Annotated in this window: 23 protein-coding genes; 9 read left to right on the plus strand and 14 right to left on the minus strand. The window is 52.6% G+C overall.

All coding sequences use genetic code 11. The annotated features are described in order from the left end of the window. Nucleotides 1-131: 131 nt before the first annotated feature. Nucleotides 132-1,445 carry an IS4 family transposase gene (locus MCON_RS07115; RefSeq protein ID WP_083804753.1) on the plus strand — a complete coding sequence of 438 codons (1,314 nt, stop codon included), beginning with the start codon at nt 132-134 and terminating at the stop codon, nt 1,443-1,445. A 66-nt stretch (nt 1,446-1,511) separates the two neighbouring features. Here MCON_RS07115 and MCON_RS07120 read toward each other — a convergent pair whose 3' ends face one another. Continuing rightward, the gene (locus MCON_RS07120) at nt 1,512-2,180 is read right to left on the minus strand and encodes a site-2 protease family protein (protein WP_013719326.1); all 669 of its coding nucleotides are present in this window, start codon (nt 2,178-2,180) and stop codon (nt 1,512-1,514) included. A gap of 53 nt (nt 2,181-2,233) precedes the next feature. Beyond that, the gene (locus tag MCON_RS07125) at nt 2,234-2,488 is read right to left on the minus strand and encodes a hypothetical protein (protein ID WP_013719327.1); all 255 of its coding nucleotides are present in this window, start codon (nt 2,486-2,488) and stop codon (nt 2,234-2,236) included. Between the two features lie 77 nt (nt 2,489-2,565). Between MCON_RS07125 and MCON_RS07130 the strand changes: the two genes are divergently transcribed. Then, on the plus strand, nt 2,566-3,660 hold the full coding sequence (locus MCON_RS07130) for a glycosyltransferase (protein ID WP_013719328.1): 1,095 nt from the start codon (nt 2,566-2,568) through the stop codon (nt 3,658-3,660). A gap of 34 nt (nt 3,661-3,694) precedes the next feature. On the opposite strand, the gene MCON_RS07135 is transcribed toward MCON_RS07130, so the two are convergent. The 5 genes from MCON_RS07135 to MCON_RS07155 all read right to left on the minus strand — a co-directional run bounded on the left by MCON_RS07135 (nt 3,695) and on the right by MCON_RS07155 (nt 8,832). Next, nucleotides 3,695-4,306 carry a hypothetical protein gene (locus MCON_RS07135; protein WP_048132083.1) on the minus strand — a complete coding sequence of 204 codons (612 nt, stop codon included), beginning with the start codon at nt 4,304-4,306 and terminating at the stop codon, nt 3,695-3,697. 105 nt (nt 4,307-4,411) lie between these two features. Then, nucleotides 4,412-5,776 (minus strand): histone deacetylase family protein, encoded by a 1,365-nt coding sequence (locus MCON_RS16095; RefSeq protein ID WP_013719330.1) that lies wholly within the window; start codon nt 5,774-5,776, stop codon nt 4,412-4,414. Beyond that, the gene (locus MCON_RS16100) at nt 5,777-7,447 is read right to left on the minus strand and encodes a hydantoinase/oxoprolinase family protein (RefSeq protein ID WP_048132085.1); all 1,671 of its coding nucleotides are present in this window, start codon (nt 7,445-7,447) and stop codon (nt 5,777-5,779) included. Between the two features lie 2 nt (nt 7,448-7,449). After that, a complete protein-coding gene (locus MCON_RS07150; protein WP_013719332.1) occupies nt 7,450-8,220 on the minus strand; it encodes an MFS transporter in 771 nt (256 codons plus the stop codon). Between the two features lie 378 nt (nt 8,221-8,598). Further along, on the minus strand, nt 8,599-8,832 hold the full coding sequence (locus MCON_RS07155; protein ID WP_048132087.1) for a hypothetical protein: 234 nt from the start codon (nt 8,830-8,832) through the stop codon (nt 8,599-8,601). Nucleotides 8,833-9,141: 309 nt separating this feature from the next. Between MCON_RS07155 and MCON_RS07160 the strand changes: the two genes are divergently transcribed. Then, on the plus strand, nt 9,142-10,554 hold the full coding sequence (locus MCON_RS07160) for a sodium:solute symporter family protein (RefSeq protein ID WP_013719333.1): 1,413 nt from the start codon (nt 9,142-9,144) through the stop codon (nt 10,552-10,554). A gap of 219 nt (nt 10,555-10,773) precedes the next feature. Beyond that, nucleotides 10,774-11,040 (plus strand): non-histone chromosomal MC1 family protein, encoded by a 267-nt coding sequence (locus tag MCON_RS07165; protein WP_013719334.1) that lies wholly within the window; start codon nt 10,774-10,776, stop codon nt 11,038-11,040. Nucleotides 11,041-11,203: 163 nt separating this feature from the next. Here the strand turns inward: MCON_RS07165 and aspS are convergent, their stop codons facing one another. Further along, entirely contained in the window at nt 11,204-12,466 is a 1,263-nt protein-coding gene (aspS, locus tag MCON_RS07170; protein ID WP_048133015.1) for an aspartate--tRNA(Asn) ligase, read from the minus strand. Between the two features lie 147 nt (nt 12,467-12,613). Here aspS and MCON_RS07175 point away from each other — a divergent pair, with 147 nt between their 5' ends. The 3 genes from MCON_RS07175 to MCON_RS07185 are packed head-to-tail and all read left to right on the plus strand — an operon-like array spanning nt 12,614 to nt 16,287. Continuing rightward, the gene (locus tag MCON_RS07175; protein WP_013719336.1) at nt 12,614-12,820 is read left to right on the plus strand and encodes a hypothetical protein; all 207 of its coding nucleotides are present in this window, start codon (nt 12,614-12,616) and stop codon (nt 12,818-12,820) included. Further along, nucleotides 12,817-16,002, plus strand: a complete 3,186-nt coding sequence (locus MCON_RS07180) for a sodium:solute symporter family transporter (protein WP_013719337.1) — start codon at nt 12,817-12,819, stop codon at nt 16,000-16,002. The genes MCON_RS07175 and MCON_RS07180 overlap by 4 nt, the downstream gene beginning before the upstream one ends. Nucleotides 16,003-16,044: 42 nt before the next feature. Beyond that, nucleotides 16,045-16,287: a pro-sigmaK processing inhibitor BofA family protein gene (locus tag MCON_RS07185; protein WP_013719338.1), complete on the plus strand. Its 243-nt coding sequence runs from the start codon at nt 16,045-16,047 to the stop codon at nt 16,285-16,287. Between the two features lie 139 nt (nt 16,288-16,426). Here the strand turns inward: MCON_RS07185 and MCON_RS07190 are convergent, their stop codons facing one another. Both MCON_RS07190 and MCON_RS07195 read right to left on the minus strand, forming a co-directional pair. Further along, nucleotides 16,427-17,656, minus strand: a complete 1,230-nt coding sequence (locus tag MCON_RS07190) for an ORC1-type DNA replication protein (RefSeq protein ID WP_013719339.1) — start codon at nt 17,654-17,656, stop codon at nt 16,427-16,429. 773 nt (nt 17,657-18,429) lie between these two features. Beyond that, nucleotides 18,430-18,705 (minus strand): UPF0147 family protein, encoded by a 276-nt coding sequence (locus tag MCON_RS07195; protein WP_193373741.1) that lies wholly within the window; start codon nt 18,703-18,705, stop codon nt 18,430-18,432. A gap of 96 nt (nt 18,706-18,801) precedes the next feature. Here MCON_RS07195 and MCON_RS15160 point away from each other — a divergent pair, with 96 nt between their 5' ends. Both MCON_RS15160 and MCON_RS15165 read left to right on the plus strand, forming a co-directional pair. Then, the gene (locus MCON_RS15160; RefSeq protein ID WP_013719341.1) at nt 18,802-19,272 is read left to right on the plus strand and encodes an Sjogren's syndrome/scleroderma autoantigen 1 family protein; all 471 of its coding nucleotides are present in this window, start codon (nt 18,802-18,804) and stop codon (nt 19,270-19,272) included. A 315-nt stretch (nt 19,273-19,587) separates the two neighbouring features. Continuing rightward, nucleotides 19,588-20,538: an Ada metal-binding domain-containing protein gene (locus tag MCON_RS15165; RefSeq protein WP_052297538.1), complete on the plus strand. Its 951-nt coding sequence runs from the start codon at nt 19,588-19,590 to the stop codon at nt 20,536-20,538. A gap of 10 nt (nt 20,539-20,548) precedes the next feature. Here the strand turns inward: MCON_RS15165 and MCON_RS07210 are convergent, their stop codons facing one another. The 4 genes from MCON_RS07210 to MCON_RS15170 are packed head-to-tail and all read right to left on the minus strand — an operon-like array spanning nt 20,549 to nt 24,198. Further along, nucleotides 20,549-21,121 (minus strand): cobalt-precorrin-7 (C(5))-methyltransferase, encoded by a 573-nt coding sequence (locus tag MCON_RS07210; RefSeq protein WP_013719343.1) that lies wholly within the window; start codon nt 21,119-21,121, stop codon nt 20,549-20,551. Further along, nucleotides 21,118-22,143 carry a cobalt-precorrin-5B (C(1))-methyltransferase gene (locus MCON_RS07215; RefSeq protein ID WP_013719344.1) on the minus strand — a complete coding sequence of 342 codons (1,026 nt, stop codon included), beginning with the start codon at nt 22,141-22,143 and terminating at the stop codon, nt 21,118-21,120. Before MCON_RS07215 ends, MCON_RS07210 begins: the two co-directional genes overlap by 4 nt. After that, the gene (locus MCON_RS07220) at nt 22,124-22,756 is read right to left on the minus strand and encodes a precorrin-8X methylmutase (protein WP_013719345.1); all 633 of its coding nucleotides are present in this window, start codon (nt 22,754-22,756) and stop codon (nt 22,124-22,126) included. Before MCON_RS07220 ends, MCON_RS07215 begins: the two co-directional genes overlap by 20 nt. A gap of 11 nt (nt 22,757-22,767) precedes the next feature. Next, the gene (locus tag MCON_RS15170; RefSeq protein WP_013719346.1) at nt 22,768-24,198 is read right to left on the minus strand and encodes an SAM-dependent methyltransferase; all 1,431 of its coding nucleotides are present in this window, start codon (nt 24,196-24,198) and stop codon (nt 22,768-22,770) included. Between the last annotated feature and the right edge of the window lie 25 nt (nt 24,199-24,223).

The following is a 24,223-nucleotide window of genomic DNA, read 5'->3' on the forward strand; positions in this document are numbered from 1 at the left end:
CATGCGTCTTCGGTTAGCAGATCATTCCTAGCACAATCGTTATAAATGCACATTAATTTATCTTCTGGAATAGTTCATCTAATAAGATTTATATGGAATATGTGATACTATATTCAATCCAAGGGATTAGCATGCGAAAAGGAGTATCACAAATTGAGAAAGATATAGTCGAGCAAGAACTAACCAGGATGTTTGAATCCAAGTGGATTCGAGATAAAGCAAGAGAGAGCGGATTGATCGAAAGAGAAAGAAAGATTGATCCAGTGATAATGTTTTGGACTCTCGCTATCGGCTATGGCTCACAGTTGTATCGAACTATAGTGGAGTTGAAACGCGTTTACGAAGTCAGAGGGAAAGTATCAATTTCAGACAGCAGTTGGCATGATCGTTTCACTCCAGAACTGGTAAAATTTCTCAGAGAATGTGTGATTCACGGCATAGAGCACATTTCTGAAGAACCCAGTAGGATTTTGGGTGACCGTCTAGCTAGCTTTCGGGATGTAATGATTCAAGATAGCACTATTATTCGGCTTCATAAAAGCCTTGCTGATAAGTGGCCAGCCACTCGTTCCCGAAAAGTGGCTGCAGGAGTAAAAGTGGCATTTTTAACAAGTGCCATAGCCAATAGTCCAAAAAGCATTTCGATACTGCCTGAGAATACCAACGATGTAAAGACCTTAAAAATAGGTCCCTGGGTAAAAGATATAATATTATTAATAGATCTAGGATTTTACAAATATCAACTGTTCAGCAGGATAGTTGAAAACGGCGGATCCTTTGTCTCTCGCCTCAAGAGCAATGCAAATCCCTTAATAGTAGGAACAAATCAGGTACGCAATACCCGTGGCGTTGATCTAAACGGGAAACATTTGAAAGATATTAAACTAGAAAAATCCGATGATATTTTTGATGTAAATGTGGAAGTATCATTTGACCGAAGATCCTATCGCGGCGAGAGCAAAAAAGATAATAAGATATTTAGATTAGTCGCCATTTATAATACCGAAGCAGAAGAACATCACTTTTATCTAACTAATATTTCATCAGATATATTAAATGCTTCAGAGGTTGCAGCGGTTTATTCTGGGAGATGGGAAGTCGAACTCATCTTCAAAGAATTGAAGAGCAGATATGCGCTAGATCAGATAACAACAAAGAGCCCATACGCGATTGAGGCCTTAATCTGGGTCTCAATTTTGACGCTTCTTGTCAGCAGAAAATTGTATTCGATAGTGCGAAAACTAAATCCCGGTGCCAAAATGGTTCGCTTTACTCAATTGAGATGGAGTAACATCTTTGTCCAAAATTCCTCGCATCTATTGTCTGCGATATTGGATTACCTTGGAATAGAGCATGATTTCTCTACAGTCTTAAATGTGTGTTCAAGTGAGGCACTTGATCCGCATGTCAATAGAGAACGATTCAGGGAGGGATTGTGGTCTTAACCGAAGACGCATGGAAATAACTGACCCTCGATAGCAGCACAATTGCAGAATTGAACCAGCCTTCTTTTATATAATCCCCAAATAAACCGGCAGAGCGATCAGTATCACAGGCAGGCCGATCAAAGCCCAGACCCGCCGGTCGCCGTCGAAGATCTTCTTGCCGTCCAGGGGTCCGAAGGGCAGCATATTGAAGGCCGCCAGGATCAGGTTGATGAAGAGGGCAAATGTAATCGCCTGCGCCCAGACTTCGCCATCTGCCAGACCGCTCATCCCCAGAATGAAGAAGAAAGCTGCCAGCACGATGTTGGTCATCGGCCCGGCCAGAGATATTAAGAGCATCTCTCTTTTCAGCTGGCTGGCCAGCTCCTCCTGATGAAACGGATCGGGGACGGTAGAGCCGTAGATGCTATCTTGAATATATGTTTGGACAGGGGGCCGGGACCGGCTGATCATCACCGCTCCCGGAGCGGCAATGAGAAGGCCGGCGAAGGCTGAAGCCACCGCCAGACCAAGGCCCAGGAGATTGGCCCTGTATTCGGCCAGATATCCAAAATGCTGGGCAGTGAACTTATGAGCCAGTTCATGGAGGAGAAATCCGCTGGCAACACCCAGAGTGGAGACGATGATCATATTCATATCAAGCACCGCCCCTCCAAAAAGCACCGAGAAGGCTATTACCAGGGCGATCAATGATATGACCAGATCCCTCAATTCAGTGACGCTTATTCCCAACATATGCTCTTGACCTGTTACCCTTGCCGCTTTTGCTTTGCATCTCTGTTGGCCGTCTAATGGAGATCTTCTTTGATCTTCTCATGGATCTTCTCTTTCAGGCGCAGTTCGTCCTCTGCAGTCACCGGGCGCTTTGCGGACATGCCGCACCTCTTGGGCATAGCAATCAGCTCCGCCTCCAAGAGGTCGTAGTAGGCCTCATCCAGATCGATCTCGCCCCTGGCATATCTATTCAGGATGGCGCTGATCCCTTCATAGCCAGGGCTTCCCTTCTTCATCTTGTCGACGGCTTGAACTATCTGCTCGTACACGGGCTATTGGTGGAACAGGTTGATATTTAGCTCTTATCAAGAAAACGATTTATACCTAGAGCTTGATCTCCCGCCTCATGGGAAAAGTATTCGTGAGCCCTCTGAACTGGGGTTTGGGCCACTCCACCAGGGACATTCCCATCATTGAGGAGCTAATACGAAGGGGCCACGAGGTCACCATTGGCACCAGCGGCAATGCCCTGACGCTTCTGAAGAGGGAATTCCCGGAATGCGATTTCATAACATTCAAGGACTATCCTGCCCCCTACAGCTCCACCCGGTTCTTCCTGCCCAAGTTCGCTGCCAGCATTCCCATCCTCCTCCGCGCTCTGGCCAGGGAGAGAAAGAAGCTGGACGAGATCCTCTCTGTGAATAAGTTTGATCTGATAATAAGCGACAACCGCATGGGGGTCTACAGCCACGACATTCCCAGCTACTTCATCTCCCATCAGCTCCGCTTCAGCCTGCCCCAGTACCTCTACCCCTTTGAGATGCTCACCATTCCCGTGAACAGCTTCGTTCATGTCAAGTTCGACGGAGTCATTGTGCCGGATATTTATCCCTGGGCGGGCCAGCCGAACCTGAGCGGCAAGCTCAGCCGATCACGCCTGGATGCCACCAACAAAAGAGCCTATTTCGCCGGAATCTTCACCAGCACCAGGAAGATGAATCTGGATGAAGACCTGGATTATCTGATCATCGTCTCAGGACCCGAGCCCCAGAGGACGAAGCTGGAGGAGATCATCATGAAGCAGGTGCAAAAGCTCCCCGGGGAGAAGGTGGTGCTCCTGGGAAGCCCTCAGAAGGAGAGGCACGAGAAGCTGGATGAGCATACCACAGTTCACTCTTACCTATCAACGGAGGATAAAGTGGAGATGATGAACCGGGCCCGCTTTCTGATCACCAGGTCCGGCTATACCACCATGATGGAGATGGTGGAGCTGGACAAAAAGCATGGGCTGTTCATCCCCACCCCCGGCCAGACGGAGCAGGAGTATCTCTCCCGCTACTATGCCCGGCAAGGCTGGTTTTTCTCCCGCAGCCAGTACAAGCTCCGCCTTCCCCAGGACGTGCAGGAGGCGATGAACTACCAGGGCTTCCCGGAGATGACTAAGACGGCGGAGAACGTCAAGAGGCTCTATGAGGAGCTCTTCGTGCAGCATCTGAGCTGAAATGTGATTTGACTATTTTACAGCAGACTGAGTACTACCAGTAATTGCGAAGCATCTCATGCACTCGACGCCAACTCTCCATTATCTCTGGACCGAAGAGCTCTTTCGGCAAAAGATCGATCATCTGCTCTAGGTACCTGGCCTTCCTCTCCATCAGCCGCTCGGCGGAGGAGGAATCAATATCCTCCATCATATCCGCTGCCAGTAGGCAGCAGGAGCGAATGCAATGATCAAGCCTCAGCCGGGCATCATCCGGATGGCAGTTCAGGCCTCCTGTATCCTGATAAATCACCCTTCCCAACTCACTGAAGGCCTCGATGAACAGGCTGAAAGACGACTGATCCGAATCGCAGCGCCCGTGAGTGGCAGCATAGCCGCAACCCCGGCAGCTTCGGCTCTGCCCGTACTGGACGCAAAAAGGGCAGGTCTCGGGCCGGGTGGGCAAGTGGCCGAGCATTATAAGAGAGAATGCGCGGGCGAACTTATGCTCCTTTTCGGGCGGGACCTTTTCAAGGCGGCGGGATAAGAGTTCCAGCCAGTAGATCAGCTCCTGGCAGCCGGTGACGATCCCCTTCCTGGCCACTTCAAGGGAGGCTGCATCGATCGATGCCGCCGCCGCCTCCAGTTCTCTTGCTCTATCGCTCATACAGTTCTCAGACTCCGGGAGAAACAACCGGAAAATAGAGAATAAAAGAAAGGATAAAAAGGCAAGTATAGGCCAGTATGGCCCAACTTTCAATATGCCTGGCCCTCAGTACCCCTTCTGGGTATGGGTCATATTGTTGCAGAACTTGAACTTGTCCCGGTCCTTGTCCTGCAGATAGACATACCCAATCCTGCGGTCCTCCAGATGCTCCTCATACTCCTCTTTTGCATCCTCCCGGCAGGACGAGCAGGCGCCACGAGGGATGGAGACGCAGAAGGCATTGTTCAAAGTGCCATATCCCCTCTGGGCAGAGCTGGTGATGGTCATGTATCCCGGGCAGTCCGGACAGAGCCTGACCGACTCCTCCTGGCTCTCATTGATCATGTCCGTATCGTAAAAGACCCTCTTCTTCCGGCGGTAGAAGTCGCCCAGACTCTCCCGCACCATCTGGACCATCTCCTCCCTCTTCGCCCAGGCCTCATTCACCTGGTCCACCGTCTTTTTGATCTCCCGCCACATGGCATCGGTCTGCACAAAGGCTCCCGGAACATAATCCGGCTCGCGTACATGGGAGTAGTCAAGGCCGGCCATGGCCTGGATGATGCCGGTGTTCACATAGGGAAGCGCGGTTTCCACCGCATAGCCTCCCTCCAGGACGCAGATATCCGGAGCAAGCTTCTCATTGAGCCGGGCATAGCCATTGGCAGAGAACCGCATATTAGCTAGAGGATCAGTATAGTGGTTGTCCTGGCCGGCGGAGTTCAGGACCAGATCCGGCTTGAACTCCTCCAGAATGGGCAGGATGAGATTGTCCAGAACATAATGGATGCCCTCATCGGTAGTTCCCGGTGGCAATGGAACGTTCAGGGTGCGAGCCAGTGCCTGCGGCCCGCCGATCTCATTGACGAAACCGGATCCAGGATAGAGGGTATGCCCGTCCTGGTGGAAGGATATGCACAGGACTTCGGGATCATGCCAGAAGATCTCCTGGGTGCCGTCGCCGTGATGCACATCCGTATCGATCACCGCGAGCCTCTTATGGCCGTATTTGGTCCTCAGGTACTCCACCAGTATGGCCATGTTATTGATATTGCAAAATCCCCGGTTGCCGTGCACCACCCGCATGCTGTGGTGGCCTGGCGGGCGCACCAGGGCAAAGCCATTTCTGATCTCCCCTTTCTCCAGGGCATCGGCCAGGGTGAGGGTGCTTCCGGCGGCAATGAGATGGGCCTCGGTCACCTGGCTCTCCACATCTGGAACGCAGAAATGGGTGCGAGCGATGTCCTTGTTCTCTGCCAATCGGGGCTTGTACTCCTCGATCTGAGGGAGGTCCATCAGCCCCTCCTCAAAGATCTGGTCCCGGGTATAAAGCAGCCTCTCCTCTCTCTCTGGATGGGTGGGCGAGATGGCCCAGTCGAAGGCGGGGAAGAATATCAGGCCGGTCTTTCCCGCTCCTGCATTAGAAGCCATTTACGTGCACCTCCATGAGGATAGCAGGCCAGCAGGAATCTCCATTCGGACGTCCAGGAGCTTTCCTACCGTCGACCATCCCCGAATCATATTGAAGACCTCGCTTGAAGTGACCAGAGCTTCAGCGGCATACTCCTCAATCCCCAGGCGGCCTGCTCTCTCCACGAGAAGCCTCCGGGCCAGCTGCTCAGCCTGAGCCAGAGACATCTGCTTCTCATTCACTTTGCCCATGATCCCATCCTCTGCAGTCACATACTCACCCCTCTCGGTATCGATATGAAGGTTAAGGGTGATGGTAGGCCGGGCAACGGCAGCACCAATGGCATTGGCAACCGCAGCATGCTCAGGCACAATCGAGGCCACCTTCAGCCGGGAGGCGATGAGGGGCACCAGAGCGGGGGCAGCTCCCCCCACCCCAACCACATTCTGCGCCTCGAGCTTCTCCTTTTTCATGATCTCCCAGATGCGATAAGCAGGCTCTTGCTCCCACTCCCGAAACATCTCATTGACCTGTGAGGCGATCTTCTCCACCACAGAATCTAACACCATCTCTGCTGCCTTTTCTGCAGTGCAGTTCATCCTGCTTGCCACCCCTGCCATCGCCTCCTTTGCTCGCTCCAGGTCGCCGACGCTCGACCGGCCCAAGACGCGCAGAGCATCGGTGGGAGTGGGGCCCGTGCCCCCCAAACAGAAGGGCGAGCCGTTTCTCTGCGGGCCCACTGTCAGGCCGTCCTCGGCGACGTCCACTGCACTGTCCCCGCCAATGGCCACGGACCTTACGGCAAAAGCGCGCACATGAGTCAGCATAGAATCCACTCGCGCCCCTTTAGAGGAGAGCAGCGGACTGCCGGAGAGGATGAGAGCTAGGTCTGTCGTCGTGCCGCCGATGTCCACCACTACCGAGGTCTGGCCGGGAGGAGTCAGGGCCATGACCCCCATGATGCTGGCCGCAGGCCCGGAGAATATGGTCTCCACTGGCATCTGGAGCGATCCCTCTAAAGGCAATGTCCCGCCGTCTGCCTTCAGGATATAAACGGGAGCGGTGATCCGCCTCTCCTCCAGAGCCCTGGATATCGCTAGAGCGAACCTCGCATAGCTCTCTTTGGTGGCCAGGGTGAGCTTTGTGGTGGCCGCCCTCCGGGGGAAGTTGAGGTGACCAGATACCCGGTGGCCCAGTTCGATCTTGGATCCGGGCAGGATTTGGGACATGATCTGGGATACCTTCTCCTCGTGAGCCGGATTTCTCTGGCTGAACTTTCCCACCACTGCCACCCTCGAGACTCCACTCTCCTTTATCCTGGCGGCTGCATCTTTTATCTGGGATTCGTTCAACCGGTCGATCTCCTTGCCCCGGAAGTCTATGGCCCCATCAAGAATGATGGACTGGCCCAGGTTGTAGTCCTGAGGATTGGTCCCCGGACCCGGTATCAGCACCAGGGCCACAGGATCCGTCTTCTTCTCGGCAATCATATTTGTGATCAGAGTGGTGCTTAAAACCACCCTCTCGATCTTGCTGACGTCCACTCCTCTGACCAGCTCATCCAGAGCCCCCAGCAAGCATCCCAGCAGATCATTGTGATCCGTAGGCACATAGGCCGTCTTCTCCACCCGGCTGCCATCCACCAAAACAGCATCAGTGGTGGTTCCGCCGACATCTATTCCAATAAGCATTTTCATTCGCCTTTCGATAGGCGCTCTGGATCAGGATATATATCGGCTTTGTGGTCTTTTGGAGGATATATGAAAGAGGGCTTTGCTAAACCATAGAGGCATAGGCCGAAATTGTGCCGACCCTTCCCGTGGAGGAGGTCTGAAAGCTTTCGGATGGAGTTGCCGCCGCCCCAGCAAATAGAGGGCACGAGCATTGCCATTATCCTCCTCCAGCCATTCTTATAATCCAGGTAAAACAGGGCTATGCAACCCAACAGGCATAGAACTCCCGCCAGGATGAAAGTAGCAGAAAAGCCAACAAAGCTGGCCACGGCTGCACCCAACGCCCCGGTTGCTGCCGTGCCCAGGCCGGTAGCGGTTGAGTATACTGACCACTGAAAGCTCTCCTGTCCCTTATCGAGATTTGCAGACCACAAACCAAGCCAGGTTGGATAGGCGAGTCCGCTTCCCAATCCATAAATAACCTCTGCGATATAAATATGATATATGCTGCTGGCAGAGACATAGATGAGGGGGACACCAGCCATGAGAATCGTCCCCACGAACAGCCACTTCGTCTTATCAGACTGCCTGTCCACATAATGGCCAAAGGGGAGTTGCACCAGGGACTTGGTGAATAGGAAGAGAGCACTGGCAAGTCCCGCGGAAAGCATGCTGCCTCCAGCTACACCGCCACCATTAATATAAATGGCAATTATGGGCTGAATCAGTCCAAATCCGGTGAGGACGAATATATCCGACAGCATAAGCAGTTTCATGGTGCGGTTCATCATAACGAATCACCTCCGATCCGTAATTTCAATCATTTATTAATTATTAAACAAGATAAAAATACAATAGCATCATCCGGCCATTGCACTAACGAAATATTCTCCGCCCTCCTATCGACATCCTACGCGATAATCAGACCAAGGAAGCTCTTGGCAGAGCTAGAATAGAAGGATGTTATATCAATATGGACTTAAAATTCAGACGATAGATATCCATATTCTGAATCATCAATGTTTTTCAGCATGAAGTCTTATATAAATATTGCTAAGCATAGCTAAGTGGAATATGCCGATCTATTTCATCATGCCATCAGAGTCATGCGATTCATATATGGCCATTTTGCCGGGAGCGAGGGATAGGCCAAAAGGCTTCAGTCCCATCTAATCCAGCGCACCAATGAGCGGCTTTATCTCATAGACATCCAGCTGCCTTTGAATGGTAAACAGCTGATTGCCCATCTGATGGCTCTTGAGAAGGGAGTTCCCCACGTCCTTTGGCAGATAAAACTCCTCTTCCCCGAGCTTCACCCGGAAGAACTTCCTGCTCTCGCCCAGCTCCATGCCGCTATATCTGCCTGTGACCTTCTCGCCGACCTTAAGAATTCGAGGCTCCATAGAGTTTCACCTCATTTATTGTTATATTTGTATCTTGCTACTACTTCTATCTTCCGATCGGAGGCTGAAGACAAGCTTTTTAAACCAGGCAGCAATACGCTGTCAAAAAATGTGCATTAAGGTACAAAATTGGAGAATGACATAGACATGAATTCGATATGGAGGGACACAGATCAGCCATTTCTCCTGCTCTGTGATCGACTACTTCAGGGTGAGAAAAAATGAGCATGCCCACCCCCTACATTGCGCTACTGATCGCTCTTATAGTTATGATATCCACAACTATATTTATATTAATGAGGAAATACCATGATTAATCAATTGCTGCTGTTGGCCTACGTCCTGGCGATAATCCTGCTCTCACTTAAGCTGCGACAGGGGACATTCTCAGGCTTTGTCCTCTCCAACCGCAACATCGCCTATCCTGCCGTCATCGGCATTGCCTATACTGCTGCCTACTTCAGCGCAGCCTCCTTCCTGGGAGGAGGCGGTTACGGACTTGCCGCCGGCATGCCCTGGGTGATCTTCTGCTCCCTATTTCATGTCGGATTCGCCTGCATCGCCTGGATCATGGCAGGGAGGATATGGACCATGGCAAAGCAGTACGATGCCAAGACGGTTCCCCAGCTGCTGGAGAGAAGATACAACTCTCCCCTGGGAAAGGTCATACTTGCTATCATCATGCTCATCCTCTATACCGTATACCTGGTCCCCATCTTCAAAGGATGCGCTACCCTATTTCAGGGAATGATTGGCGTATCCTACCTGGAGGGTCTATTGATCACCGTAGCCATAGTGGCCATTTACTACGCCATCGGCGGGCTGCCGGCGATAATCTGGGTGGGATTCATCCAGGGCGTATTGATGCTGATAGGGGCCGTCTTCCTCTACGGCGGCCTGATCTCCGCTGGCGGCGGACTGGATATCTGGGAGAGAATTCCCCTTGATGTGCTCAGCATGAATGGCCTTAATATCCCCTGGCAGCAGACATTTGGACAGGCCTTCTCCATCAGTCTGGGACTGCTCGCCCTTCCCGATCTGCTGATTATGATATTCTCCGCCCGGGACAAGAGGGTCGTTCGCTTCGCGGGCATTTACGGACCCATCTCCATCGCCATCTATTCAGTATGCATCTTCTCCCTGGGAATCCTGGCCTATGGAGCATTGAGCGCCGAGCAGATAGCTCCATTCCTCAAGAATCCCGACGGCCTGGTGCCATTCGTCGCCACACTGATCCTGCCCAAGGGCTTTGACGGGATCATCCTGTTGGCAGCCATATCTGCAGCCATGTCCACTATGAGCGCCATTGTGCTGGTCACTGCAACCTCCCTCACCTCGGACATCCTGCGCTATCTGAATCCAGGAATTGCCGACCGGAAGGTTCTCCTACTCACCCGCATGATTGGGGTGGCTATACTGATCATCGCCGCCGTCTCGGCGATCAATGTGCCACAACAGATCGTGCCCCTGGTGGCGGTCAGCATGGGTATCATCGCCTGCTGCGTCCTGGTGCCACTGTTCTTGGGCATCTTCTGGCAGAGGGGCAATGAGACCGGCTTCATTGCCAGCCTGCTTGCCTCCTTCCTCTCGGTGGTGGTCTGGTACTTCTACGGCTACCCCCTCATCCACCCCGTATTTGTAGGGCTGATCTGCGGAACGGCAGCATATCTCATCGGCAGCCTGGCGACGAGCCGGCCGGAAGGGGTGAAGACCACAGGTTAGATATAAAACAGCTAATAGGAGGATGATCAGCCCCGTTCTTCCGCCTATTTTGCCAATTTTTTTGCCGAATACCATTGAATTATGGACTGAATGGAAGATCAATTGGCAGTGATCAGGCAGCTGCTCGCCACCTCATTGAGGAGACAGGGGAAAGCACTTTTGGATTAAATTAATATACCGAATCAGAGAGGCATATCATAACCATCAGGAGGGAAAAATTTGGCTGAAATGAGAAACTTTGCCCTGAGGGACGCCCAGGGAAATGAGATTGGAGTCTTCACAGGAAAATCGCCCAGGCAAGCGGCACTGAAAGCCGCCAACCGCGGCTACACAGAGATTAAGTTGCGTGAGCGTGGCACCAAGAAGGTACACATCTTCTCAGGAGAGAGGGTGCAGGTAGACAAGCCTGCGGGAGCACCTGCCTGGATGCCGGATAAAATATGGAAGCCAAAGGTGAAGAAAGAGGGCATCGAGAAGCTGGATTAGGTCTAAGCCATATCAGGAGCCTCAGGCAAAGGAGCGCAGCCCTCTTATCGGGTCTGCGCCGCATCCTTGCCTCTAAAACAAAAATGGCATAAATATTTATTTTATAAGAATGGGGATGAATTGAGCTTACGCTACTATAATCCCTCTCCATTCCAGGAATATCCTAAGGCACAAGGCGCCTTCGATCTCTGGGAAAGATCACCGCATCACGAATGTTCTCCAGATTGAGCATGGTCATCACCAGGCGGGACAGCCCCAGACCCCAACCAGCATGAGGGGGCATTCCATAGCGAAAAGCCCGAAGATAGAATTCAAAGCCATCAGGATCCAGCCCCTTCTCCTTTATCCTCTCCACCAGCAGGCTGTAGTCGTGCACCCTCTGCGCCCCGCTGGCCAGCTCCATCCTCGGGTGCATGAGATCGAATCCCCGGCAGATCTCAGGCTTATCCTCATAAGGCAGAGTATAGTAGGGCTTGATTGATGATGGCCAATCTATCAGGAAGTAATGCTCTCCAATGCTCTCTCCTAAGAATCTCTCCGTCTCTGTATCCAGGTCGTCGCCCCATTGCATCCTGGCCCCAGCCTTCTCTTCCGCCAGCTCCAGAGCACGGGTGTAGGTGATCCTCTTGAAGGGAAGCCGGGGCACCTCCAGCTCCATATTCAAGACCTCCAGCTGGCGGCGGCAGTTATCAGCCACATAGCTATATGCCCCGGCCACCGCCTCCTCCAGGATCTCCATTACATCCTTGTCATCGGCAAAGCTCACCTCCAGATCTATGGAGATGGCCTCATTCAGATGGCGCCTGGTATCATGCTCCTCCGCCCGGAATATGGGACCGATCTCATAAACACGGTCCATGCCCGCTCCCATCAGCATCTGTTTGTAGAGCTGCGGGCTCTGGTTCAAGAAGGCCTCCTTCTCAAAGTAGCTGATGGGAAAGAGATCTGTCCCTCCCTCTGTGGCTGCGGCCACGATCTTGGGGGTGAAGACCTCAACTATCCCCTTCTTATGGAAATAGTCCCTGAGACTGCAAAGGACTGCGCTCTCGATCTCGAATGCGGCCAGGACGCAGGGCCGGCGGATGTCCATGAACCTGGAGTCAAGGCGGGTGTCAAGCTCGCACTCCACCTTCTCCGTGGGATCCAAAGGAAGAGGCACCTGGGCGGCGCTCAAAACCTGAATCTCCGTGGGAAGGATCTCATATCCTCGCGGAGCCTTGGCCTCCGCCTTAACATTCCCCCGGACCATAACCACGCTCTCCCGGCTGATGGAGCGCGCCATCTTGAAAACATCCTTTCCCAGGAGCTTCTTGACCAGAGTTATCTGAGCCATTCCCTCTCTGTCCCTGAGCACCAGGAAAGCTATGCCCCCCAGGTCCCTGATCTCATGGGCGAAGCCCGCCAGCATGACCTCTTTTCCGTCCATATCCGCAGATATTTGGCCTGAATAATGAGTTCTGAGGATCAATTCATCTCACGGCTGCGAGAATGAATTCCTGATATAAAAGCAGTCTGATCTACATGCAGTAGATATATCTGCTAAGGGGATTATAACCTATCCGGGTTTATAGCCATGGCCTCACTCCACGACCTCCTGAGCCAGAAGGATTTCTGGATTTTGCTCTTCTTCTTAGGATGGGTGCTGCTCAACTGGCCTATGCTTTCCTTGGCCGATGCCATAATTCTGCTGGGCATGCCTGCGATACTCGTCTATATATCTGCAGTCTGGATGATACTCATTCTCCTGATGTACCTCTTTGACCGGGGGAATTCTGGTTGATAGGCCAGAATACCGCTCTTGTGGTTATGGTGCTCTATCTGCTCCTTCTTTTCGCAATAGCTAGGTTCTCAGATAATAGAAAGCTAGAGGGCAAGAGCATCGTCAGCAATCCCTATGTCTATGCCCTCTCCCTATCCGTATATGTCTCAGCATGGACCTTTTACGGCTCCATAGGAAGAGCAGCATCTACCGGCCTGGAATTTTTGCCTATATATTTAGGGCCCGTCCTGGCTATGACATTGGGCTGGGTGCTCATCAGAAAGATGGTTCGCGTATCCAAGGAGTACCGCCTCACCTCCATCAGCGATTTCTTGAGCTTTCGCTACGGCAGGAGCTATGCCATCGGCGCAGTGGTTGCTCTGCTCAGCCTGGTCATGGTAACCCCTTATGTGGCTTTGCAGCTGATAGCCATCTCCACCTCATTAGAGACTCTGGCCGAATCCCATACCCTCCTGAGCTTCTCCTGGGAGAGCACCCTGGTGGTGGCCCTCCTCCTGGGCATATTCGCCATGATCTTCGGCGCCCGCCAGCTAGACCCCATGGAGCGGCATGAGGGGCTGATTGCTGTGGTGGCCTTCGAATCCCTGGTGAAGCTGGTGGCTTTTCTGATGATAGGGCTATTCGTTGCCTATGGAATCTTTGGAGGCTATGGGGATATCTTCAGCCAGATGGCTGAACAGGCTCGTAGTAATCCGAATTATTCCAACCTCATGGACGTGGAGTATCCTCTTTGGTTCTCCCTGACCCTCGTGTCCTTTTTTGCCATATTATTCTTGCCCAGACAGTTTCATGTCATGGTTGTGGAGAACTCAGAAGTGGGCCATCTGAAAAAGGCGATGTGGCTCTTCCCCCTCTACCTCCTGCTGATCAACCTTTTCGTTCCGGCCATCGCCTGGGGCGGGTTGCTCCTCAATACCCCCGGCCTCAAGGACTCCTTCATAATAACCATACCTTATAGCCACAATCAAGACCTTCTATCTCTTTTGGTCTTCATAGGAGGGACATCGGCAGCCACTGCCATGATCCTAGTCGAGTCCGTGGCCGTCGGCACGATGCTGCTCAACGACCTGGAGCTCCCCTATATTCTGCGCCATATTAAAAAGCAGAAGAACCTGGCCGATGCACTCCTCAACACCAGAAGGCTGAATATACTCCTGGTTGTCCTATTAGGATACCTCTTCTCCCATGTTGCTGCCTATCAGATACTGGCAGATATCGGAATCGTCTCATTTCTCGCTGCCAGTCAGCTGGCGCCAGCTGCTCTCGGAGGCCTTTATTGGAGAGGAGGAAACCGAAAAGGAGCTATGGCAGGTCTCGTTTCAGGATTTCTGCTCTGGTCCTACACCGCCTTGATACCCACCATGGCCGGGGACGATGGCATGCTCTCAAGCCTGGTTAGAGATGGAGCCTTCGGCCTGTCTTTCCTCAGACCCACAGACCTATTCGGCCTCGGCCTTGACCAGTGGACCAACTCCGTATTCTGGACGCTGCTGGTCAACACCAGCCTTTACATCCTCGTATCCCTTCTCACTAAGCCCAGTCTCGAGGAGGAAAGCATCGCTAAATCATTCATATACGGTGCAGAAAAAGCGATGGCACAGGGCGAGGAGCTGCCAGTTGAGCCCCGAGCTATGCTTTATGGGACAATAAGCGAGATCGAGACGACCCTTGCAAAGTATATAGGAGAGGAAAGAGCAAATCGTCAGGTCGATCTATATCTGAGGCAACTGGGAGCGACCAGAGAGACGGTTAGCCCCAGGCAACTTCAGGAGCTTTGGAACCAGTTCGAAAAGACCCTCACCGGGTCAGTAGGACCTTCTGCCACCAGAATGATTGTAGAGGAACAGGTTCCCGTTAAGCCAGTGGTGGAAGAGAAGAAGGAGACCCTTCCCACCTATGATCTGACGAGGGGAAGGATATACATAGTGCCTGATATCGCTTATGAGGTCTTCACCGACCAGATCACCCACGGTGTAGAAGGGCTGTGTATCACCCACTCCTCCCCGGAGGAGGTCAGGCTCCGCTGGGGATTCAAGGAGACGCCCATCATCAAGCTGAGCGACGAGAAGAGAAGCGATCGATACATCTCACCCCGAAATCTGCCCCTCCTATTCATAACCATAAAATCGTTCGTCGACTCCAGCAGAAACAGCATTGTGCTCATCGACAGCATAGAAAAGCTGGTGAATGAGAACATGTTCAAGGTTCCAGAGAGGGAGATGCTGGACTTCGTCTATCAGATGGAGCTGCTGGGAAAAAGGACTCATCTGATCCTGGCTGAGGGAGAGGATTTCGTCCATATGGAACTGAATTCCAGCGTCAATGAGGCAAAGGAGCTATTGTTCACCCTGGGTCCCCTCTCAGAGTACCTCTTTCGGCTCTTCTCAGATACGATGCTCTCCGCACTGAATGAAGGGGTGAGAAGAGAGGTGGTCATGAAAGCCAATGAACTTATTGCAGCAGGCGGATTCTTTGAGGTGGCTCCAAAGAGAGATCGGCCCTCTGACGAAGCCGGGCCGGCCTGCGAGCCAGATATGCAGGATGCTCTGACCGCCATTCCCAGTTTGAATATCAGACCAGGACTGGTTCTGACCAGGCATAGCTTTTTCCTCGCTTTAAGGAGGCTGGACAGAATCATCAGAACATTTGATCCCACCTTCGATATCAAGGATACATTGGCTGAGATCATGAAGAGCTATGGAAGGAGCCCATTTGAGGTATCGCTTATCCCAGGGACCACGTATATCGTAGAGGAGGAGAAGCCCAAAAAGAGCCTGGAGGTATTCAGCGAGCTGGTAGCTCATGGAATGGAAGGGTTATGCCTCAGCCGACACAATCCCGAGACTCTGCAAGAGAGATTCAGCATACCTCCGGAGACTGTGATATGGCTGACTCAAAAGAGCGAACCAGGATACAGAACGGTGGACCCCACGAACTTTCCCAGGTTGAGCGGCATGATCTCCGAATTCCTCGACCAGGCCAACTATCCAATCATCCTCCTGGAAGGCATGGGCTACCTGATCACCCAGAGCAACTATGAGACTGTGCTCCGGTTCGTTCAATTCCAGAGAGATGAGATTGCCATGAAGAACGCAATAATGCTGATCCACATTGATCCGTTATCCTTGGATACAAAAGAGCTCCACCGTCTGGCAAGCGAGATGGAGCCGTTCAGAGGCTGATTAGGAGAATTTTTAATAGCTAGACTACCCTAATATACAGCTATGATCGAAGTTGGAATAGTCTTGCTGGCGGTCGTTCTCATATTCGGAGCCTTTCTTTTGCTGAGGTCCCTTAAAAATTTCGTCATAAACGCAATCGCCGGCCTCTTTATTCTTTTCCTGGCCAATCAGTTCATCAGCGCGGATATCGGCTATAGCTGGCTGGTCATACTGATTTGCGGAATCGGCGGGGCAGTTGGAGCAATCCTCTTGTTAGCCCTTCATTTCATAGGATTAGGCATCTAGAATAGAGAGTGCCCTGAGAGGTGAACAAAGCATATTGGCCCAATCGAGATGAGAGGCATCAGGAACCGGATGAACGGAGATAGGAAAGCCATAGAAGGAGATTCAATCAGATAAATAAAAATGTATATTGGGAAATATATCAGAGCCCCAAACGAGCTTGCTGGGGGACAGTGACATTGGTCAGATCCTTCAGCCGGTAATCCTGTTGCAGTATTGACTTGAGCTTGCCGGAGTACACACTCAATGTTATCTCTTTGGTCCGGCCATATCTGCCCTTACTGATCACAATGGTATGCAAGATGCCAAGCATATCCAGCTCCGCAATGAGATCTGTGATCCGGCGATGGGTGAGAAAATCGGTCTCTACCAGAGGACAGAGCTGTTTGTACATATTGTAGACCGCACTAGTAGTGATGTTTCTCGTTCCTTGCTCCTCTAAGAGAATGATGCTATAGAGCACTAGCTTAGATTGGGTGGGCAGGGTCTTGATGACTTCTTCTACCCGATCCTGCTCTATCTTATCTCTGGCCTGGCGGACATGAACCTCCGTGACCACAGTAGATCGGGCCCTTTCCGCCAGCTCTCCAGAGATGCGCAAGAGGTCAAGGGCTCGGCGGGCGTCTCCATGCTCTTGAGCTGCGAATGCCGCGCAAAGAGGTATTACGCTCTCCTGCAAGGATCCGGAACAGAATGCGACATTGGCCCTCTGTTCCAGGATCTCTCTTATCTGCTCAGCATCGTAGGGCGGAAAGATGATCTCGTCCTCACCAAGAGAGCTCTTCACCCTGGGATCAAGAAACTCTGTGAACTTGAGGTCATTGGATATGCCGATGATACTCACCCGCGATCGGAGGAGGTCGGAGTTTACCCGGGAGAGGTTATAGAGAACATCGTCTCCCTTTCGCACCAATTTATCCACCTCGTCCAGCATTATCACTACAACTTGCTTCTCCTCATCTAGGGCATTCCTAAACTCTGCATAAACCTGGTCTGTGGGCCAACCGGTCATCGGAATATCTCTGTCGAAGTGCCTTGCCAGGTGGGCCAGAATCCTGTACTGGGTATCGACTACCTCGCAGTTGATGTAGATCACAACGCACTTCATATCTTCAAAGCTGGCCTCTTCCAGTTCTTTTCCCACATATTTGGCCACCGCTGTCTTTCCGGTGCCAGTCTTTCCGTATATGAGGACATTAGAGGGCGTCTCACCTCTCAGAGCTGGGACCAGAATCGATGCAAGGTTATTGATCTGCTCTTCTCTGTGAGGCAGTTTGGATGGTGTATATGTAGGACGCAGGATGTCTCTGGATTGAAATATCTCCCCTTGCGCCAATAAATCAGCAAATAACCCTCTGGATATAGGTACCAAGATAATTCCCCTTGAACATTTTAAAATCGTCCTGGTGGATATTAAGAGTTATGGTTAACTCCCCTTCATTTCCTCTGGAAATATTGGCCTCCTACCCCATGATTTCCTCTGGAAAAGAGATAAAACTCCAGCGAATACCCTGATAGATAATAAAATAAAACTAGCTATTTCTAGGTTCTCTTTTATTCATATATATATCTTCCTCTCTACAGAGAAAGAGACTATGTTTTAATCTATGCAGATAAACATCTTAAATCTATAGCTAAATGATACGTAACCACATAAAAAAGCTGCAATTTAAGTAAGTAGTTACTGAGAATATCGATTATATTCTTCGCGATACGGATGATAGTTCAATAGTTTTTGTCGACTGTTAGTAACAGGATCAATAAACGCTAATGAAACCAGAATCCGTAGCTAGCGTCTTCATCGCAATTTCAGATCACGTCCAGTTGAATGCAAGCGCTAAACCGATGAAATTGAACCTTGATATCTCAAGAGCATCACCACGAAGGATTTACAGCTATTGCCATCGGATGGAAGATATTTGAATAGCAGGAACTGAAGCATAGAGAATGCCGACAAAAAAATGGATGGAGCCCAAGATGACCTCAGTGAATGCAGGATCGAAGAGTCAAACTCATCCTGCATATCCAACCAAGAACGATTAGCGGAGGGACAGAGGTCACATAGGCTTGAGTTCCAGTGGAAACCATACGGTCCCTCTCATAGGCCGTGGAAAGCTGCTTGGCTATCTGGTCCAAAAGAGGGATTTAGCTGACTGGTATGGTCTCAAGCTGGCTAGCAACATTCCAGATCAGGGTTCTGGTATGAAGTGGAATATTAGGGTCATTGCTTATCTCATCGAGTATGGAAATGGCAGATGCGGCCTTTATCGCCTCGTTTACGCTCTCGTCCATGAGGATGGTCTTGACGCTCTCTGCAGAGCGCCTGATATTCCTCGGGACTGCATCATCGCTCATAATACGTTCTAATACCTCAACACATTGCTTAAGGACATTTTCAGCTGTCATAGAACCACCACCCATATCTATGGGAAAAAGGTTATGATGTTTATCTGCCTTTGATTCAAGGATGATATATCGTTGTATTTAAACGTATGTGGTAATGCTGGTGATGGGACGATGGAAGAAGATGAAGTACTCAGCAAGATAACCAGGCTTCTTGAGAGGGGATGCACAATGCTGGCTACGCACCATGACTGCGGAGCGCCCCTATTTCGCTGTCAGGGAGAGATAGTCTGCCCGGTCTGTTCATTTCAGGATGAGCAGGTCCATGGTGAGCAGCTTTCCGGAGCTGGAAGAGAGGCTCCGGAGCCTTCGGGATCAGAAGAGGATCGGCCGGATCACGAGCCCGGTATGCCTCTCTTGCAGGCGGCAGGGAAGAGTTTGCCTGGCGGAACGAGGAGTACGGGCCCCTTTGATGAGGAGAGGATGGATGGCGGGCTTATGGAGGCGAAGGCTGGGCTGCGCGCATCATTGATCGCGCGGCTGGACGAGCTCTCTGCAGGCATAAGATCTGAGCAGGATCTGGATAGGCTGAAAAAGATGCTGGACTGTGCAGAAGGACTGCTGCGTGTGCTCCGATCGATGTGAATAGAATCAAGCTCTTTTTTCGAAGGCAATGCAGCTTCCTGTGAGGATCAAATGGCCCTCTGCTCAAGATTGCCTTGCTCGGGCCAGTTTCATAAGGCGCGCATTTCAGGGCTTCTGCTTTCCACTGGAAATCAAGGGGTTGGTCAATTGTGTTTGAAAAAGTTTAGAGAGTGTGGTATAGCTCCGATATTATTTCCCCTTATACTGGTATTATCGTCCATCACTGGCTGCATCGAATTGGGATCCCAACCACAGCATGCCTCATCCGCTGGCGGTGCAGCTCAGCAGTCAGAGGCGTGGTCGGGTCAGCTGAAAATGGAGATAGACCCCAATCTGGATATCGATCTCTTCAGCCTGCGGGGAAATGTCGTTCTCACCGGGAATGGCACTCTACCTTATCTATTGCTCAATGCCACCCTCCGCCAGGGGAAGGCCTCAATCTCAAGCACCAAGTACCTGCTGATGAGGCTGGAGACGAACAGGGATTACAGCTTCGAGATCGCCAAGAACCTCGAACTACTTCCCGGCAACTACACCTGCACCCTGGAGGCATCAGGCCCTGGCGGCATTCTGGCCAGCGAGAACAGAAGGTGCAGCCTGGCTGAGGATCAGGAGGATCTGATCTCTAAAAGGATCTCCTCTGGGGAATTGATATCGATCTCTGATGCTCGTGCCCTTTATGCCGGCAGATCTCTCTATAGATATGAGTCAAATGAGGATGAAGAAGAGCCAGAGGAGGATGCAGGGAGAGAGGGCGAGAAAGAGAGAAAAATCGAGCGTGTCGAGAGTACGAAAGCTCGTGCTCTGATATCGTCAGGAGAAGGGCTAACCACCAAGCTTCAGGCTCCAGAAGAGGCCGAGCAAGAGGATTCGAAGGAATCAAAGGCAGAGATATCGGCAGAAGGAGAAGACTCCAGGTCAGAGGATGAGAATGAGGCCGATGATCGCGTCGCAGATGAATTTGATGCATCAGTTGGTTCAGGCGAAGATGGAGATGGTGCAGGGGATCCTGAGCTTTTTGATGGTAGCGCCGGCGCCGATGCCGATGGTGGCGAAGCATCAGTCAGCAGCGTTGTGGTCATGGATGAATCAGATGGAAAGAAGGAGTCAGAAGGGAATTTCGTAGGCAGCAGCACCTCTAAGAAGTACCATCTCCCTGACTGCCGCTATGCCTTGAAGATCAAGCAGGAGAACAAGGTCTATTTCCAGAGCGCCGAGGAGGCAAAAAGCCAGGGATATCTTCCCTGCAAGAGCTGCCATCCCTGAATTCATCCGTTCACAGCGGTCCGATGAGAACGCAGGAGAGACCGGGGGCCTGAGGGGGAGAGGCAGTGCTCCCTCTCTCGATCCTTTCCTGGGGGTAGCCAAGATCTGTTAGGGCGAGCACGCTTCGCGCGAGCCCCCTCTCCTCCAGCAGCCGGCAGACCCCTTCCAGATCGGTGCTGTCATCGGTGAGAAGAAAGACGGATTTGTTCCGGCTCAGCTCCGATGCTATTGCCTCTGGGTCCATCCTCCGCCCGTGGACTGTGATGGGGACCACATCAAGCTCGCTGATCTTCAGGCGAGCGCAGGCCACCTGCAGGCTGGATATCCCTGGGATCACCCTGCCCGGCAGATAGCCCAGGCCGGAGAGCATGGGGTCACCGGTGCTCAGAACCACGGCCTCCTCTGGCAGAGATGAGAGCCTCTTGTAGTCCTCTATCTCCCTGACAATGCAGTCCGGGTCGATATATTCCCTGGCCAGGTCTATCGACCTCTTCGATCCATAGATCAACCTCGCCCGGCCGATGGCCTCCTCGGCTTCCTGGGTCATCATGCCCGGGCCGATGCCCACTCCTACAATGATCATGGAGCCTCCAATAAGATCCGCCCATCCCTTTGGAGGAGAACTATCCGGGTGTAAGGCAGCTTCTCTTTGGCCCTCCTCAATCCCAGGGCAATGTTCTCATGCTCCGGCTCCTTTTCCACCATCTCCGCCACGGTATTGTAATCCGTATTCTTTAGTATCTCGGGCCAAGCCCATTTTAGTATCAGAGCGGGAAGGCCACATAAGATGCTCTCCTGATCAGGCTCAAACTCCAGCCGGCCCAGCTGGTTTCCCATAAGCACCGCTTCGTGATCGGGAAAGAGAATTCGACTGAGCTTGAGTCCGGTTCTGCCCGTGCTGACCACCACCTTCTTCGCCCCTTTCAGCTCCTCAGCCCTCTCATTTATCAGGTGCTCATTCCAGGGCTCCACAAATCCGGTCGATCCCAGGATGGATATGCCTCCCATTATCCCCAATTTGGGGTTGAGGGTCTGGCGGCTAATCCTCTCTCCTTGGGGAACCCAGATCTCCACCCGAACATGCTCAAGACCTGTCACCTTCAGCCCTTCGGATATAGCCATCATGATCTGCCCTTTTGCTGAGGGGCTTATGGCCGGTCGACCGATCTGGTCGCACAGGCCTCCGGCTCCTATCCTTCCAATTCCCGCCCCGGCGAGCAGAACCGTCTCTCCAGATGGCTCTGCCCGGGCCGATATCCCCAGGCCGGCGGTGACATCGGACTGATGGTCCCCTCCGTCCTTGCGAGCATTGCAGTAGCCGTTCTCTGCCTTAACGGAAACCGAGACCGGTATTCCGGCTGGCGTCATCACCTCCAGGCTTTCGGTCGCCCGGACCAGGGATACGACTGCCCCTTTCGCTGCGGCGGCGGCGGTGGTTCCCGTGGTAAGGCCGCGCTTTAATAATTGGCCGCTTGAGAGGATGGTCCATCTGCCCGACAGGATCTTCTCCCGGGCCCGGGGATCGGAACAGGATTCGATCCAGGAGAGGGGTATGCTAAAGCCGCTGACTGGATCGGCTATCAGCTCAGGGTCTTTCTCTGGCATAGGTGTTTATGATCTCGTTTATGGCTGCTACGGCGATGGGGGTTCCGCCGCGGGTACCGGCAGTGGATATCGAGGGGACGGGGATCTCGCGGAGCCTCTCTTTGCTCTCCAGGGCATTGACAAAGCCCACTGGCACTCCTATCACCAGATCGGGCTGGACCCGTCCCGACTCCATGAGCTCGCAGAGGGTCAGCAGGGCAGAGGGGGCATTTCCTATCACCGCTATTGATCCGGAGAGCTTCTCATTCAGGGCAAATACACCGGCTGAGGTGCGGGTGATCCCCCTGGATGCCGCCAGCTCGTCTCCCTTATCGATGAACGCCTCTATGGGGCTGGTATGGCCTTTCTTTAGCACCCCCGCCTGGACCATCTTGATATCCACGTAGATGGGAGCGCCTCGTTCCAGGGCCTTAAGGCCTGCCTGAAAAGGGTCATTCTGAAATCTCATGATATCGGCTGTGCTTGGGTCGCCGGTGGCAATGACGCATCTCTGGGTGATCCTGTCCTCCAGGCTCCGGTCCCCGATCATGCTGGATATGAGCTCCCGGCTTTTTCTGCTGATCTTTATCGCCTCAGGTGTGCTGGCCCCAATATCGGTATAGTTCTCTATCATATCAATCAGCTCTAGTAGCTGTATTTGGTATCATATCCCCTTCGGGCTATGATCCTGCCCTCTCTTATCTCCGCCTTCGGGCAGGATACCAGAAGGGTGAACCGGAAGCCTGATGGCTTTGTCTCCATCAGCTCTTCTGCCTTCATTATGATCATCTCTTCTCCCTTCCGGGCCACGTCCCTGGCCAGGGCCACCGCTCTCTCCGGTTCCAGCTCCTGGAGGAAGGCCTGCACCTCATGCCCTTTCACATTATAGATCACAACGCCGAAGCCTGCTGCTGCCAGCAGGGATGGCGCTTCTGGATTATCCAGCTGGGAGAGAAGGGCGAAGTCCCCGGAGAGGGGAGCTCCTGCCCTTGCGGCAACTGACGAGAAGGCGCTCACTCCAGGAGATATGTGAACGGGAAGCCGATTTCTGGCCAGGTCCATGATCCGCCAGCCCGCGGAAAAGATGCTCGGGTCGCCGCCGGTGAGGATGCTCGCCTTCTTTCCCGAGCGGGCGAGCTGTTCTGCCTCCTGGAAGCGGGCGTATGATCTCTCCGGGCAGGGACCCGCATGAGCGACCTTCTCCCCTGGATAGTCCCCGATCAGGTTCAGGTAACGCTCTGCTCCCAGAATTTTTTCAGATGAGCTGAGGATGGTCCGGGCCTCTGCGGTGAGGTTTGCCTGACCTCCCGGGCCGGTGCCCACCAGGTTCACCTCTGCCTCTCGAGCAACATCCCCCCTGTAAGTGCCCCTGCCCGGGAGGATGAGAAGCGTGGTCATATCGATCTCCTCTCTCAGGGAAACGCTATCCATGAGGGCAGCGGCTGTGGTCCAAAAGAGCCTTTCTCCCTCTCTTCCCACCTCTTTTGCCACCAGAACATCTCTTTTCTCATAGATATTCAGGGCGCGCAATAGCTGCCAGTCTCTTTTCCGGCTTCTGGGATTGTAGAGGGCGACGGGCATTCCAAAATCCGCTGCCTGTCGCAATCGGCCCTCGATATCCTGCCAAGGGGTGAGAAGGTCGCTGAGGCTTATCACCGCCACGCATTCTCGGAAGAGAAGGCCGGCCCGGCAAGCTGCAGCGGTAAATGATGTGACCCCAGGAATAACCTCCACCTCAGCTGGATGCTCTGCCATCTCCAGGCCCAGGCCTGCCATGCCGTAGACGTTAGCGTCTCCCGAGCTCACCAGGGCCACAGGTCCCCGGCTGAGCAGATCCAAAGCCGCTCGGACCCTGTCTGTCTCCTTTCCCATGCCGCTGGAGTAGACCTCCTTTCCCGGCAAGAGGTCTTCTATGAGCTTCAGATAGGGCCGGTAGCCGACCACATAATCAGCTCCTTTTATGGCATCCACTGCCGCTAGGGTGCGGAGGGAGGCATCACCCGGCCCGATGCCAACGATTGAGAGCCTGTTAGCGCAATGACGGTCTATTGATCGGCTGAGTGCAGAATCATTCATTGAATCCCAATCCCTTTTCGGCAGT

The organism is Methanothrix soehngenii GP6 (assembly GCF_000204415.1).
Classification (GTDB): Archaea; Halobacteriota; Methanosarcinia; order Methanotrichales; family Methanotrichaceae; genus Methanothrix; species Methanothrix soehngenii.

What these genes read in the sequence shown, in the direction of transcription:
- MCON_RS07115 (WP_083804753.1), top strand. Translation starts at nt 132, where the DNA reads ATGCGAAAAGGAGTATCACAAATTGAGAAAGATATAGTCGAGCAAGAA.
- MCON_RS07120 (WP_013719326.1), bottom strand. Translation starts at nt 2,180, where the DNA reads ATGTTGGGAATAAGCGTCACTGAATTGAGGGATCTGGTCATATCATTG.
- MCON_RS07130 (WP_013719328.1), top strand. Translation starts at nt 2,566, where the DNA reads ATGGGAAAAGTATTCGTGAGCCCTCTGAACTGGGGTTTGGGCCACTCC.
- MCON_RS07135 (WP_048132083.1), bottom strand. Translation starts at nt 4,306, where the DNA reads ATGAGCGATAGAGCAAGAGAACTGGAGGCGGCGGCGGCATCGATCGAT.
- MCON_RS16095 (WP_013719330.1), bottom strand. Translation starts at nt 5,776, where the DNA reads ATGGCTTCTAATGCAGGAGCGGGAAAGACCGGCCTGATATTCTTCCCC.
- MCON_RS16100 (WP_048132085.1), bottom strand. Translation starts at nt 7,447, where the DNA reads ATGCTTATTGGAATAGATGTCGGCGGAACCACCACTGATGCTGTTTTG.
- MCON_RS07150 (WP_013719332.1), bottom strand. Translation starts at nt 8,220, where the DNA reads ATGATGAACCGCACCATGAAACTGCTTATGCTGTCGGATATATTCGTC.
- MCON_RS07155 (WP_048132087.1), bottom strand. Translation starts at nt 8,832, where the DNA reads ATGGAGCCTCGAATTCTTAAGGTCGGCGAGAAGGTCACAGGCAGATAT.
- MCON_RS07160 (WP_013719333.1), top strand. Translation starts at nt 9,142, where the DNA reads ATGATTAATCAATTGCTGCTGTTGGCCTACGTCCTGGCGATAATCCTG.
- aspS (WP_048133015.1), bottom strand. Translation starts at nt 12,466, where the DNA reads ATGGACGGAAAAGAGGTCATGCTGGCGGGCTTCGCCCATGAGATCAGG.
- MCON_RS07175 (WP_013719336.1), top strand. Translation starts at nt 12,614, where the DNA reads ATGGCCTCACTCCACGACCTCCTGAGCCAGAAGGATTTCTGGATTTTG.
- MCON_RS07185 (WP_013719338.1), top strand. Translation starts at nt 16,045, where the DNA reads ATGATCGAAGTTGGAATAGTCTTGCTGGCGGTCGTTCTCATATTCGGA.
- MCON_RS07195 (WP_193373741.1), bottom strand. Translation starts at nt 18,705, where the DNA reads ATGGGTGGTGGTTCTATGACAGCTGAAAATGTCCTTAAGCAATGTGTT.
- MCON_RS15160 (WP_013719341.1), top strand. Translation starts at nt 18,802, where the DNA reads ATGGAAGAAGATGAAGTACTCAGCAAGATAACCAGGCTTCTTGAGAGG.
- MCON_RS15165 (WP_052297538.1), top strand. Translation starts at nt 19,588, where the DNA reads ATGGAGATAGACCCCAATCTGGATATCGATCTCTTCAGCCTGCGGGGA.
- MCON_RS07210 (WP_013719343.1), bottom strand. Translation starts at nt 21,121, where the DNA reads ATGATCATTGTAGGAGTGGGCATCGGCCCGGGCATGATGACCCAGGAA.
- MCON_RS07215 (WP_013719344.1), bottom strand. Translation starts at nt 22,143, where the DNA reads ATGCCAGAGAAAGACCCTGAGCTGATAGCCGATCCAGTCAGCGGCTTT.
- MCON_RS07220 (WP_013719345.1), bottom strand. Translation starts at nt 22,756, where the DNA reads ATGATAGAGAACTATACCGATATTGGGGCCAGCACACCTGAGGCGATA.
- MCON_RS15170 (WP_013719346.1), bottom strand. Translation starts at nt 24,198, where the DNA reads ATGAATGATTCTGCACTCAGCCGATCAATAGACCGTCATTGCGCTAAC.